Source organism: Streptomyces sp. NPDC026575, assembly GCF_055567415.1.
This window is the reverse complement of record NZ_JBVHQM010000027.1, coordinates 1-13171: the sequence shown is the minus strand read 5'-3', so window position 1 is coordinate 13171 and position 13171 is coordinate 1. Positions and strand designations below refer to the sequence as shown.

Below are 13171 nucleotides of genomic sequence, written 5' to 3'. Positions count from 1 at the left end.
GCCGGTGCGGTCAGCCGGCGGCGGGTTTGCGGGCGGTGAGGTACGCCTGCGGGGCCGACTCCCCCAGCGCCTCCTCCGGCTCGCGCAGCAGCCGGGACCGTACGTCCAGCCCGGCGCCCGCCAGCAGTTCGGCTATCCGGTCGGGCTGCCGCCTGCGGAAGTCGAGCGAGACGGGGTGGCCGAAGGGCCGTGCCAGGTGCAGCGGCTCGTCGCCGGCCTGGAAGGCGACGAGCAGATGGCCGCCCGGGGCGAGCTTCCGGTGGAGCGCGGCGAACAGCTCCGGGAGCCGCTCCAGGGGTGTGTGGATGATCGAGTACCAGGCGACGATGCCGCCGAGGGAGCCGTCCGGCAGGTCCAGGTCGAGCATCGAGCCGACGTCGAAGCGCAGGCCGGGGTACTCCCGCCGGGCGAGGACCACCATCTCGGGGGACAGGTCGACGCCGGAGACGGGCAGGCCCAGGGCGTCGAGGTGCGCGGTGACCCAGCCGGGACCGCAGCCGAGGTCGGCGACGGGCCCGGCGTCCTCGGCCCGCACGGTCGCGGCGAATGCGGCGAGCACGGCCAGGTCCCAGTGCCTGGTGGCCATGGCGTCGCGGAAGTGCTCGGCGTAGTCGGCGGCGATGGTGTCGTAGAAGGTGCGGGTGTCGGTCAGGAACTCCGGTTCTTCGATCATGGCCGGGCACCCTACTCCGCGGGGTGCGGGCGGGGTGCCGCGGCTCGGTGGGTCAGGTCAGCGGGTGCGAGGTCCGGCCCGACGCCTCGTCGATCTCGTCGTGTGCCTTCGTCAGCAGCTTCATCGCCAGTTCGTTGAGCGCTCTGGCTCCCGCGACCTCTTCGCCGACCCTCGGCTGGTTGGTGTCGGCGGGGTGGCGGCTGGCGTACCCGTGCGCGCGGACCTCGGTCCCGTCGGGGAGCCGTACGAGCGCGGCGGCGCGGGTGCGGTGGGTGTCCTCCTCGAATTCCAGCTCTACATGCCATCCGACAGCGGTCTGCAACATCGCGATCACCTCCGAAACCGCTGTTACCAGAGTGCGCCCGGCGGCGGACCGGCGCACGGTGTGCCCAGGTGGAGGTGGAGGTGGCCGTGCGGCCGGGAGCAAAAGAGGGTGGCGACGGCGGGGCCGGCCGGGCCGCGGGCGACGGTCCGCGGTGCGAGGCCGGCGGCGTCCCGGCCGTCCGGCGGGGTGGCGGGGCCGGCCGGTGTCTCCGGTACGAGCCATGCCTCGCGCCGCAGGGCGGGTCCGGTGGTGCCGGCGCTGCCGTGTGCGGTGACGGCGACCTTGAGTCCCCAGGTGCCGTCGGGCAGCGGACGGCCGTCGGCCGCGGTCGCCGGGTCGACCTCGGCCCGCCAGTGCTCGCCCTCGCAGCGGGCCGGTAGGCGGTAGTGGCCGCCGCTGCCGTGCAGCAGGATCTCGACGGCGCCGCCGCCGAGGTGGGGCAGGGCGGCGGTGCCGCGCAGCCGGACCGCGCCGCCGCTCCACCGCCAGCCGGTCAGCCGCTGGCGCAGCACCATGCGGTCGGTGAGGTCGTAGCAGGTGTCGGGCAGGGCCCGGTCGGGGTCGCGGAAGTAGGGGTAGCGGGCGAAGACCCGTCCGTCGGTGTCGATGTGCGGCGGCTGCGGCGGGGCGGTGGTGTCGGCGCGGACGACGGCGGTCAGTTCGTCGTCGAGTGCGCCGCGCAGGCAGTGGGCGCGCAGGCGGAGGCCGGGCGGCAGGGCGGCCAGGACCCGGTCGGTGAGGTAGCGGTCGACGAGGGGGCGGGCGGCGGCGGCCATGGCGCGGCGGCCGGCCGGGTCGCGGGCGAGGTAGGGGGCCGCGAAGGGCATGAGGATCTCGCCGTGGAAGTGGCGGACCATCAGGGTGTCGCGGTCCGGGCCGGGCGGGACTTCGGCGGCGACGCCGGCGAGGACGCCGCCGATGTAGTCGAGGTACTCGCACCAGTCGGTGTCCTGGCGGCTGGCGTTGCTGTCGTCGGGCCGGCCGTGGAGGTAGTAGCAGTCGTAGTCGGCGACGACGGAGACGGTGCGGGCGCGCAGCAGGGCGGTGATCCCGAAGGGGAGGTCCTCGGCCAGGAGGCGGCCTTCGGTGAAGCGCAGCCGGTGGTGTTCGACGAAGGAGCGGCGAAAGAGCTTGTAGGCGGCCAGGGTCCAGTAGACCGGGGAGTCGAAGGGGGTGACGGCGGCGGCGGTGGTGCGCAGGTCGACGGGGGCGGCCCGGCCGTCGGCGCCGACGATGCGGCCGTAGACGATGTCGGAGTCGTGGGTCTGGGCCATGCGGGTGAGCCGGGCCAGTGCCTCGGTGCCGAGGTGGTCGTCGGAGTCGAGGAAGAAGAGGTAGTCGCCGGTGGCGCGGGCGAGGCCGACGTTGCGGGGGCGGCCGGCGCCGCCGGAGGCCGGCTGGTGGACGACCGTCAGGTTGGGGTGGTGGCGGGCGCGTTCGGCGAGGTACTGGGCGCTGCCGTCGGTGGAGCCGTCGTCGACCGCGATCACCTGGATGCGGCGGGGGTCGAGGGTCTGGGCGAAGACCGAGCCGAGGCTGCGGTCGAGGTAGGGCCGGGTGTTGTGCACCGGTATGACCACGGAGACGGTGGGCGGCCCGGCGGTGGCCGCGGCCGCGGTGTCGTCGGATGCCGGCATGGCGCCCTTTCGTCGGTCGGTGTCGTCGCGGTCGGCCGGGGTCCGGCCCGGCGTGTTCGCGTCGTGTGGTCCCGTACCGCCTCGCATGCGGGGGCAATCCCCCGAAAGCCCCGCGTCCCAACGGAGCGAAACGGACTATTAAGACATATAACGTTGAGTGAATGTTCGCCGAGTGTGGAGGAGTGCCGGTGGCTCCGACGCCCGCCACCCCGCAACAGGCCCTCCGGCCCCGGGAGGTCGCCCGGCCCCTTCCCCCGAGTGGACACCCGGACCCGGTGCGCGGGGCCCTGGGCCGGCTGGCCGCGCCGGGGCTCGCGGCGGTGCTGTCCATGGGGGCGTACTGCCTGGCGCTGGCCCTCTACGGCAGCTACCCCTTCGGGCCGCGCTCCCGGGCCGTCAACGACCTGGGCAACCAGTTCGTGCCCTTCCACGCCCGGCTGTGGGACCTGCTGCACGGCCACACCACCGGGGACCTGTTCTTCAACTGGAGCAGCGGCTACGGCGTCCCGTTCCTCGCGGACTTCTTCACGTATCTGATGAACCCGTTCTCCTGGCTGGTCGGGCTCTTCCCCCGCGAGCTGACCGATCTGCCGGTCTTCCTGGTCACGCTGCTGAGCATCGGCCTGGCCGCCGCCTTGATGACCGTCTTCCTGGGGCGGCTGCACCCGGGCCCCGGAGTGCTGCGGGCGCTGGTGTCGGTGGGGTACGGGCTGTGCGCCTGGGTGCTGAACGACGGGTTCGCCGATCCGATGTGGATGTGGGGGCTGGTCGCGCTGCCGATGACCGGGATCGCGGCGGAGTGGTGCCTGCGCCGGACCCGCTGGGCGGCCGGCACCGGGCTGGTCGCGCTGGCCTGGGCGGGGAACTTCTACACGGCGGCGATGGCGACCCTGGCGACGGCCCTGGTGTTCGGGCTGCGGCTGCTGACGGCGCCGGGGACGGCCGCGGCCGACCGGCTGCGGGCGCTGGCCCGGGCGGTGTCCATGGCGGCATGCGGCATCCTGCTCGCGGCGCCGGTGCTGACCGTCTCGCTGGAGGCCAGCCGGGCCGCCCAGCCGGCGCCCGAGGCCCGCTACGGCGACCGGCCGGCCCCGCTCTACCAGTTGGCGCAGCTGCTGCCCGGCGGCCACGGCGGGGCGCCGGCGCCCAATGTCTCCATCGGGGTGGCGGGGCTGCTGCTGCTCGCCGCGTTCCCGTTCGTGCGCGGGGTGCCGGCGCGGGTGCGGATCGGCTGGTACGCCCTGGCGGCGGGCGTGGGCGCCTCGTTCGTCTGGGAGCCGGCGATCCTGCTGTGGCACGGCTTCGCGCTGCCCAACGGCAGTCCCTACCGGGCCGCCTTCGTGCTCAGCGGCATCCTGGTGATGATCTCCTGGCTCGCGCTCGCGCACCGCCCGCGGATCGGCGAACTGGCCGCGGGCGGGGCGCTGGTCGCGCTGCTGGCGTGGCTGAGCCGCGACCAGGGGGCGGCCGGCACCGCGACCTGGATCCTGGTGGCCGGCGGGGGCGGTGCGATCCTCCTGGGGCTGGGCGCGCTCGCGGCGCTGCGCGCGCCCGGTGCGCGCCGGGCCGCCACCGCCGCGCTGACCGCCGCCGTCCTGCTCACCTCGGCGTACACGGCCTTCTCGGTGACGGCGGTACGGGACAAGATCGCGTGGTTCCGGCCCAAGCCCACGCTGGACCCGGTGTCGCTGGCGGCCCGGGACGTACTGGCTGCGCGCGGCGACTGGCCGCGCGGGCGCACCGACCCCGGCCCGCACGAGTTCGCCAACAACGATCCACTGCTGATCGGCGGCGAGGGCGGCTCGTACTACAGCAGCTATGTGCCCGCGGCCACCGCCCGCGCGCTGCGCGACCTGGGCGCGGGCTGGTACATGAGGGGCCGTCACACGCTGAGCTTCGAGGACCCGGTGGGGCAGGCGATCATGGGTGTGGGCAGCTATCTGTCGCCGGGCCCGGACCGCCGCCGGCCGTTCGTGGCGCACCGCGCACGGCCCTGGGCCCCGCTGCTGACCGTCCGCGACCGGCTGCCGGGTCCGCTCACCGGCGAGCGGGGTGTCTTCGCCCGCCAGGAGCGGATGCTGGGCGCCCGGGTCTACGAGGTGCCGGACCTGGCGCCCGCCGCGGGCCCGGCCCCGGCGCCCGCCCCCGGCGGCTGGCTGCTGCCGGACGCGGCGGACCACGGGGGCGCGGGCACCGCCTTCCGGGCCCGGTGCGCCCCGGGCGGCACCGTCGTATGGTCCGCGCCGTGGTTCTTCGGGCAGGTCGACGGGCTGGGCCGGCACACCAAGGGCATCGGCGCCCGGGACCGCACCGCCAATCCGGTGCGGACGCTGGGCCGGGTGCCCGCCGACGGCACGGTCGTGGTGCGCTTCACCGGCCGGGGCCGCCAGCTGGTGCCCGAGCACGCCCTGGGGTGCCTGTCGCGGGCCCGGCTCGCGGCGGCGGTGCGCGCCCTGCGGGGGCCGCGCGAACTGACGGCCGGCGGGCACGCCCTGACGGCCTTGCTGCCCCGGGGCAGCAAGGGGCACGCGGTGCTGGCGGTGCCGGCCGTCGCGGGGTGGGGCTGCTCGGTGGACGGCGGGCCGCTGGGGGCCCCGTCGTCGTTCGGCGGGCTGCTGGCCGTCCCGCTGGGCTCCGGGGCCCGGCGGCTGACGTGCGCGTACGAACCGCCGGGCCTGAAGCCGGGGCTGGCGGCGAGCGGCGCGGCCGCGCTGGCGCTGGCCATGGTCGCGCTCGGGGGACGTCTACGGAGCCGCCCACGGCTTCACTCCCACCAGGAGGTTGGCCGATGAGGCTGTCCGTCGTCGTCCCCTGCTACAACGAGGAGGCCGTGCTCGGCCGCTTCGACGCCGCGATCCGCGCGGTCCTGGAGCGCCTCGCCGTCCCCTACGAACTGGTCTACGTCGACGACGGCAGCACCGACGGCACCCTGGCCCGACTCCGCGGCCTCGCCCAGCAGCACCGCGGCACCACCCGCTACCTGTCCTTCAGCCGCAACTTCGGCAAGGAGCCCGCGATACTGGCCGGCCTGCGGGCCGCCACCGGCGACGCGGTGATCATCATGGACGCGGATCTGCAGCATCCGCCACCGCTCGTGGAGAAGATGCTCGACCTCTACCAGCTCGGCCACGACCAGGTCGTCGCCCGGCGCAGCCGGGACGGCGACCGGCGGCTGCGGACCGCGCTCAGCCGGCTGTACTACCGTGCCGTCAACAACTGGGTCGAGGTCGAACTCGCCGACGGCGTGGGCGACTTCCGGCTGCTGTCCCGCAAGGCCGTGGACGCGCTGCTGTCGCTGCCGGAGTACAACCGCTTCTCCAAGGGCCTGTTCTCCTGGATCGGCTTCGACACCATCACCTTCGACTACCGCAACGCCGCCCGGGAGGCCGGCGAGACGAAGTGGCGCCTGGGGTCGCTGGTCAACTACGGCATCGACGGCATGTTGTCGTTCAACTGCCGCCCGCTGCGGGCGGCCATCTACGCCGGGCTGGGCCTGGCCTCGCTCGCCGCGCTCTACACCCTGTGGGTCATCGGCGCGGCCGTCGCCGGCGGGGTCACCGCCCCGGGGTATGTGACGCTGGTGGCGATCATCGTGGGGCTGGGCGGGCTGCAGATGGTGATGCTGGGGCTGATCGGCGAGTACATCGGGCGGATCTACTACGAGGCCAAGCGGCGGCCGCACTTCCTGGTCAAGGAGAGCAACAGCGCCGCCCCGGCGCCCGAGCCGGCCGGCGCCGCCACCGCCGGCTCGCAGAGCGGCTGATGCCCGCCGGGGAGCGGGCCGCCGTCGGCTGGGGCCAGATGGTGCGCTTCACGGCCGTCGGCGGGGTCAACACGGCGACGTTCTACGCCTGCTATCTGGTGCTGCACCGCCTGCTGCCGTACTTCGCGGCCTACACCGCGAGCTTCGCGCTGAGCATGGTCTGCTCGTTCTTCCTCAACGCCCGCTTCACCTACCGCACCCGTCCGACGTGGCGGAAGTTCCTGCTGTTCCCGCTGACGCAGGCCACCAACTACGGGGTGCAGAGCGCGGGGCTGGTGGCACTGGTGAGCTGGCTGGGGGTGAGCACGACGGTGGCGCCGCTGGCGGCGGCCGGCTGTGCGCTGCCCTTCACCTACCTGCTCTCCCGGCGCATCCTGCTGCGCCCGCCGGCCCGGGCCGGCTCCTAGGGGGTGCCCCTCCGGTCTCCGTGGGCCCGCCAGGGCCCGAACGGCGCGCTCTGCCCGGCGGCGGTCTGGCGGGTCGCATACAGCCGGCCGTCGTTGCCCAGGACGACGACCACCGCGCGTCCGGCGGCGTCCTGGGCGGCCCCGGCGGCCGCCGAGTGCGCCACCCGGCCGCGCTGCCAGGGCTCGGGCGCGTCCCGGGCCATCGCCGTCCGCAGCTCGCCGTCGTCGTCGCGGGCCGCGAGCACCATCCGGTCGCCGCCGCCGACCGGCGCCGCCGCCACCCGCCCGTAGCCGCCGACCGCCTCGCACTGCGCCGACACCCGCCATCCGCCGATGGTCCGCTGCCGTTCGGCGATCAGCACCTGCGCGGTGTCCGCGCGGCGGTAGGCGAGCCGGACCACGCCGCCGGCCAGCGGTACGGCGCTGACGGGGCCGGCCGGCCCGGGCAGTCCGGTGGCCGCGGCGGGCCGGGGCGTCTGCCCGGCCCGCTTCGACACCCAGTGCTGCACGGTCCGGGCGCTCGGCGCGACCAGGTGGATCAGCCCGTCGGAGTCCACGCACGCGTCGATGTCGTCGACGATCCCCGGGGACGCCTGGAGCGCGCTGACCGGGCCTTCCAGCCGCTCCCAGGGCGAGAAGGGCCCCGGGAGCGGCGCGGCGCGGTGGGCGATGTTGCCGTCCCAGGTCCGTACGAAGACGTGCACCGCGCCGTCCGGGGTGGCCACCGCCGCCGGGAAGCCGATCTCCAGCGACCGGACCGGGTCCGGGTCCGGGGAGCCCAGCGGCTCCCAGCGCCCGAAGGCGGGCCCGCCGTCCGCCGCGGTGCCGCGCTGCACCGCCGTCACCACCTCACGGCTGTGCTCGGTGTGAGGGCCCGGCAGCAGGGTGCGGGAGGCGAACAGCTGCAGCGCGCCGTCGGACCGGCGCACCGTGTGGATCTGCCCCTGCAGCAGCTCCCCGCCGGCCGGCAGCGGCGGGCCGAAGCGGCCGCTGCCCGGCCGGGTCTCGGCCCAGCGGTACGCCGCGCCGCCCAGCACCGCGAAGGCGGTGAGCCGGCCGTCGTGGGCGGCGTGGAGCCAGGCGTTGGAGCCGGGGGCGCGCAGCCGGGTGGAGCGGGTCCAGTTGCGGGCGGTGCCGCTGAGCGCCGAGCCGCCCACCTTGCGGTCGCCGCAGCCGGCCGGGTCGCCGCAGCGGCGGCGGTCGGCCCAGCCGTACACGGACAGCACCCGGGCCTTGCGGCGGGCGGTGGCGGCGTCGACGTCGTGGGGCAGCGCGCCGGCCTCGTAGCCGAGGTAGTTCTCCACGATGGCCGGGCGGTGCGGTGCGCCGCCCCGGTGGGCGGCCAGCGCGGCCTGCGCGAAGTAGGCGGAGGCGATGTGGTCCTGGTGGTCGTAGTAGCGCGGGCCGGCCAGCCGGGGGTCGCGGTCCTCGGTGGCCGGCGGGCGCTTCGGGGAGTGCGCCGCGTTCGGGTCCAGGGTCCGTACGACGGTGGGCCGGACCCGGTCGAGCACCGCTGCCAGGGTCTGGACGACCTGGTCACGGGTGTAGTGGAACTGCCGCGCCACGGGGGTGCCGGCGGGCCGCAGCGTGGGCAGGGTGCGGGCGGCGCCCAGCCACAGGCCGCGCAGGCTCGTGGTGCGGGCCTGCCATACGGCCCGGGCCTCCACCAGCTGGAGGAAGACCAGCCGGTGGTGCGGGGCGCCCTGCAGGGTGTGGACCTCCACCTGGAAGCCGGGCAGCAGCGACACCGCGGCGACCTCCCACGGCGCGGCGGGGTTGCCGGTGGCCATCGCGGCGTGCGCGGCGCGCAGCCCGTTGGTGCGGGCCCGGGCGAAGGCGGCCCGGTCCTCGGGGACGCTGCCGGGGTGGAGGGCGGCCGGGCTGACGTTGCGTCCGTCGGCCTCGCCGCCGGTGAGGCAGACCGTCACCGAGCGCGCCCCGCAGCGCAGGGACTGCTCCAGATCGGGGTTCATGAAGAACAGTCCGTCGTCGGCGTGCGCGATGACCTGGACGAAGCACTGGTCCGCGGGGTCCACCAGCATCCGTCCGGGGCGGGCCGGGGCGGACGGGTGGCGGTCCGTCAGGCGCCAGGAGCGCAGGGCCGTTCCCGCGGCCGCGGCGAGCGCTCCGCCGCCGGCGGCCTGGAGCAGCCGGCGGCGGGCGATGCGGGACGGGGGCGCGGATGACACTCCCTCAGTATTCGGTCGGGCCGGCGATCCCGCTCGCCCGAAAGTTCACTACTTGACCACTTACGTGATGAGCACCACAGAACTTTCAGGTTACGAACAACAACCTTTTTGGGTTAACGCGGGTCAGAAGGCTGACAATGCAAGGGACCCCTTTGGGGCTTTTTTGCGTTCTGTACTCAGCTCGCCACGAGGAGTAAGCACCGCATGTCCGAGACAGACCTCGACGCCGTACCCCGTTTCAGCATCATCGTCCCCGTATTCAGAGTGCAGGGCTTCCTGCGCGAGTGCATGGACTCGGTGCTGACGCAGGACCACACGGACTTCGAGCTGATCGCCGTCGACGACTGCTCGCCCGACCGCAGCGGCGCCATCCTGGACGAATACGCCGCCCGCGACGACCGCGTCCAGGTCCTGCACCTGCCGGAGAACGTCGGCCTGGGCCTGGCCCGCAACGCCGGCCTGGAGAAGGTCCGCGGCGACTACATCCTCTTCCTCGACAGCGACGACACCCTCGTGCCCGGCGCGCTCAGCGCGCTGGCCCAGCGGCTGGACGCCACCGACGACCCCGAGATCCTGATCTTCGACTACGCGCGGACCTACTGGGACGGCTCCGCCCGCCGCAACGCGCTCGCCGAGCTGCTCGACGAGTCCGGCGCGCCGGTCTTCTCGCTCGCCGAGCGCCCCGAGATCCTCGATCTGCTCCAGATCGTCTGGAACAAGGCATACCGCCGCGACTTCGTCGAGGAGCACGGCTTCGAGTTCCCGGTGGGCTACTACGAGGACGCCCCCTGGACGTTCTGCACGCTGATCACCGCCGCGCGGATCGCCGTCCTGGACCGGGTCTGCCTGCACTACCGCCAGCGCCGCCAGGGCGGCAACATCCTGCGCACCACCAGCCGCAAGCACTTCGACGTCTTCGACCAGTACGCGCGGGTCTTCGCCTACCTCGACGCGCACCCCGAACTGTCGCGCTGGCGCCCGCACATGTTCCGCAAGATGATCGACCACTACCTGACCGTGCTGGACAAGCCCGGCCGGCTGCCGCACAACGCCCAGGCCGAGTTCTTCCACCGCGCCGCCCGCGACTACCGCATGCGGGTCCCGGCCGGCTTCGTCCGCCCCACCGGCATGGCCGGCGGCAAGTACGCGCTGCTCGCCAAGGACGCCTACCCCGCGCTGGCCGGCCTCAAGGTCGCCGGCAAGGTGCAGCGCACGGTGCGCAAGCACGCGGGCAAGAAGGTCAAGCAGGCCAAGAAGAAGGCCATGGACCTGCGCTACCAGGCCCTGCTGCGCCAGCCCCTGGACGACAGGCTCGCGGTCTACTCCGCGTACTGGAACCGCCTGCCGTCCTGCAACCCGCTGGCGATCTACGAGAAGGCCAAGGAGCTGGCCCCCGACGTCCACGGCGTCTGGGTCGTCAAGGCGCACCTGGCCGACCAGGTCCCCGAGGGCGTCGACCACGTGGTGCTGAACTCGCCGCGCTACTGGGAGGTCATGGCCCGCGCCAAGTACTTCGTCAACAACGTCAACTTCGCCGACGGCGTGGTCAAGCGCGAGGGCCAGGTCCATCTGCAGACCCACCACGGCACGCCCCTGAAGTCGATGGGCGTCGACCAGAAGCGCTACCCGGCCGCCGCCAAGGGCATGAGCTTCCGCAAGCTGCTGGCCCGCGCCGACCGCTGGGACTACTCGGTCTCCTCCAACCAGCACACCACCGAGCAGTGGGAGCGCGTCTACCCCTGCAACTTCGAGTCGGTGGACGCCGGCTACCCCCGCAACGACGTCTACTACCGCGCCGGCGCGCAGGACGTCCTGGACATCCGCGAGCGCCTGGGCATCGCCCCCGGCAAGACGGCCGTCCTCTACGCGCCGACCATGCGCGACTACCAGGTCGGCTATGTGCCCCGGCTCGACCTGGAGAAGATCTCCCGCGAGCTGGGCGAGGACTTCGTCCTGCTGGTGCGCACCCACTACTTCTACGACCAGAACGCGGGCCTGCAGGAGCTGCAGGAGCGCGGCGCGCTGATCGACGTCTCCGGCCACCCGGTCGTCGAGGAGCTGTGCCTGGCCGCGGACGCGCTGGTCACCGACTACTCGTCGATCATGTTCGACTACGCCAACCTCGACCGGCCGATCATCAACTACACCGACGACTGGGACACCTACGTCCGCTCCCGCGGCGTCACCTTCGACCTGCTCTCCGGCAAGCCGGGCGACACCCCCGGCGTGCTCGCCACCACCGAGGACGAGCTGATCGAGGCGTTCCGCAGCGGCCGCTGGGACGACCAGCGGGCCACCGAGCTGCGCGCCGCGTTCCGCGCGCGGTTCTGCCAGTGGGACGACGGAAACGCCGCCGAGCGCGTGGTGCGCCGGGTCCTCCTCGGCCAGGAGACGCTCCCCGAGCCGCTGCCGCAGGACGAGCGCACCGTCGCCCCGTCCCCGCGCGCCGCGGCCGCGGCGGCCGGCCTGGTCAAGCTGCCGTCCCCGCGCACCGCGGCGGACGACGGCGTGACGGCCCCCGGCGGCCCGGACGTCGAGATGGCGGGCTGAGACCACCGGCCCTGCGCGCACGGACGCCGCAGGCCGACGCACAGACGCCCGCACGCACCACTGCCCCGGCCGGCTCTCCCGGCTGGGGCAGCGGTGCGTTGAGGGCTTCGCGCGGGGGCGTGTCCACGGGGGCGTGTCACGCGGGCGCCTCACGGGAGTACCCGCCCTGCCCCTCCTCGGCGCGGCCCCGCCGGGTTCGTGCCGCGAGCCACACCGTTCCCACCGCAGACCAAGGCCCCCGCCACGGCCCACGGGAACTACCGCCTGCGGCCCACGGGAATACCCGCCCCGCCCTCCTCGTTGTGGCCCCGCAGGGGGCCCTCGCACCCCCTACGGGATGCGTTCGCCCCCGCCCTAGGGGCCCCGCCCTACGGGAGCCCTCAGGGGCGCACCCGGCCGCCGCTCACTCCGCCCCGAGCGCCGCCACCACCGAGCCCGACAGCGCGTCGAGGTAGCCCTTGGGCAGCGCGTCGCGGACGACCAGCAGCCGCCAGTACAGCGGCCCGGTCAGCAGGTCCAGCGCGAGGTGGGCATCGACGTCCCGCGGCAGCTCGCCGCGCTCCACCGCCCGTGCCACCACCGCGGCCGCCACGCCCTCCTGGCTCTCGTGCAGCGCCGTCTTCAGCGCCTGCGCCAGCTCCGGGCTGCGGGCCGCCTCCGCCAGCAGGTCCGGGATGATCTGCGAGGCCATCGGGTGTTTCAGCGCCCGGGCCGCGACCTCCAGCAGCATCCGTACGTCCCCGCGCAGCGAACCGGTGTCGGGCGCCGGCAGCCCGGCGGCGGCCACCGCGGAGACCACGTCCAGCACCAGGTGCAGCTTGGAGCGCCACCGCCGGTAGACGGCGGTCTTGCCGACGCCCGCCCGCCGCGCGATGCCCTCGATCGACATCCGGGCGAAGCCCACCGCGGCCAGCTCCTCGAAGACCGCGGCGCGGATCGCCTCGGTCTTGTCCTCGCGCAGTACGGCGGCGCCCGCCGGGGCCCGGCGCGCCGCGGACCCGCTCCCGCTGCCTTCTTTTGCCATGCCATGAGCTTAGCGTCACGACGCTACGGTTGCGTTTCGACGTGAGCTCCCTTTAGTGTCGGCGTCGCGACGATACGGACCCGTTCCGTCGCTGGACCCGTTCTGCGGCCCCCGTACGCAAGCGAAAGCGGCCCTCATGCCCCAGACCCTCGCTCCCCCGGCCCCGGCGCCCGCCCGGGTGCCGGGAGCCGGCGCAGCCTCCGATCCCGAGCTGCGCGCACTGGCCGAACGCCACGGCCTGACGGTGAGCGGCGCCCGTCCCCCGCTGGCCGAGTACACCCGGCAGCTGTGGCACCGGCGGCACTTCATCGCCTCGTTCGCCAGCGCCAAGCTGACGGCGCAGTACACCACCGCCAAGCTCGGCCAGCTCTGGCAGGTGATGACGCCGCTGCTCAACGCCGGCGTCTACTTCCTGATCTTCGGTGTGCTGCTCGGCACGAGGAACCACGTCCCCGACTACGTCCCGTTCCTGGTGACCGGCGTCTTCGTCTTCACCTTCACGCAGAACTCGGTGATGGCCGGTACGCGGGCGATCTCGGGCAACCTCGGTCTGGTGCGGGCGCTGCACTTCCCGCGCGCCTGTCTGCCGATCTCGTTCTGCCT

At 74.3% G+C, this 13171-nt stretch carries 10 protein-coding genes; 5 read left to right on the top strand and 5 right to left on the bottom strand.

All coding sequences use genetic code 11. From position 1 onward, the window contains the following. Positions 1–10 precede the first annotated feature (10 nt). The 3 genes from ACZ4NB_RS30265 to ACZ4NB_RS30255 are packed head-to-tail and all read right to left on the bottom strand — an operon-like array spanning position 11 to position 2635. Positions 11–670: a class I SAM-dependent DNA methyltransferase gene (locus ACZ4NB_RS30265; protein WP_467666309.1), complete on the bottom strand. Its 660-nt coding sequence runs from the start codon at positions 668–670 to the stop codon at positions 11–13. Positions 671–725: 55 nt separating this feature from the next. Continuing rightward, positions 726–998, bottom strand: coding sequence for a DUF1876 domain-containing protein (locus ACZ4NB_RS30260; RefSeq protein WP_467666238.1), 273 nt, complete (start codon positions 996–998; stop codon positions 726–728). Between the two features lie 23 nt (positions 999–1021). Continuing rightward, positions 1022–2635 (bottom strand): glycosyltransferase family 2 protein, encoded by a 1614-nt coding sequence (locus ACZ4NB_RS30255; protein ID WP_467666237.1) that lies wholly within the window; start codon positions 2633–2635, stop codon positions 1022–1024. 188 nt (positions 2636–2823) lie between these two features. Here ACZ4NB_RS30255 and ACZ4NB_RS30250 point away from each other — a divergent pair, with 188 nt between their 5' ends. The 3 genes from ACZ4NB_RS30250 to ACZ4NB_RS30240 are packed head-to-tail and all read left to right on the top strand — an operon-like array spanning position 2824 to position 6805. After that, on the top strand, positions 2824–5427 hold the full coding sequence (locus ACZ4NB_RS30250) for a YfhO family protein (RefSeq protein WP_467666236.1): 2604 nt from the start codon (positions 2824–2826) through the stop codon (positions 5425–5427). Beyond that, complete coding sequence (locus ACZ4NB_RS30245) at positions 5424–6398, top strand: glycosyltransferase family 2 protein (RefSeq protein ID WP_467666235.1); 975 nt, start codon at positions 5424–5426, stop codon at positions 6396–6398. Before ACZ4NB_RS30250 ends, ACZ4NB_RS30245 begins: the two co-directional genes overlap by 4 nt. Beyond that, the gene (locus tag ACZ4NB_RS30240) at positions 6398–6805 is read left to right on the top strand and encodes a GtrA family protein (protein ID WP_467666234.1); all 408 of its coding nucleotides are present in this window, start codon (positions 6398–6400) and stop codon (positions 6803–6805) included. The genes ACZ4NB_RS30245 and ACZ4NB_RS30240 overlap by 1 nt, the downstream gene beginning before the upstream one ends. On the opposite strand, the gene ACZ4NB_RS30235 is transcribed toward ACZ4NB_RS30240, so the two are convergent. Then, on the bottom strand, positions 6802–8994 hold the full coding sequence (locus tag ACZ4NB_RS30235) for a PIG-L family deacetylase (protein ID WP_467666233.1): 2193 nt from the start codon (positions 8992–8994) through the stop codon (positions 6802–6804). The genes ACZ4NB_RS30240 and ACZ4NB_RS30235 overlap by 4 nt on opposite strands. 204 nt (positions 8995–9198) lie before the next feature. Here ACZ4NB_RS30235 and ACZ4NB_RS30230 point away from each other — a divergent pair, with 204 nt between their 5' ends. After that, positions 9199–11544: a bifunctional glycosyltransferase/CDP-glycerol:glycerophosphate glycerophosphotransferase gene (locus ACZ4NB_RS30230; RefSeq protein WP_467666232.1), complete on the top strand. Its 2346-nt coding sequence runs from the start codon at positions 9199–9201 to the stop codon at positions 11542–11544. Positions 11545–11947: 403 nt separating this feature from the next. On the opposite strand, the gene ACZ4NB_RS30225 is transcribed toward ACZ4NB_RS30230, so the two are convergent. Next, positions 11948–12568, bottom strand: coding sequence for a TetR/AcrR family transcriptional regulator (locus ACZ4NB_RS30225; protein WP_467666231.1), 621 nt, complete (start codon positions 12566–12568; stop codon positions 11948–11950). A gap of 136 nt (positions 12569–12704) precedes the next feature. Between ACZ4NB_RS30225 and ACZ4NB_RS30220 the strand changes: the two genes are divergently transcribed. Next, positions 12705–13171 (top strand): ABC transporter permease (locus ACZ4NB_RS30220; protein ID WP_467666230.1); only part of this gene is annotated, 467 nt, incomplete at its 3' end.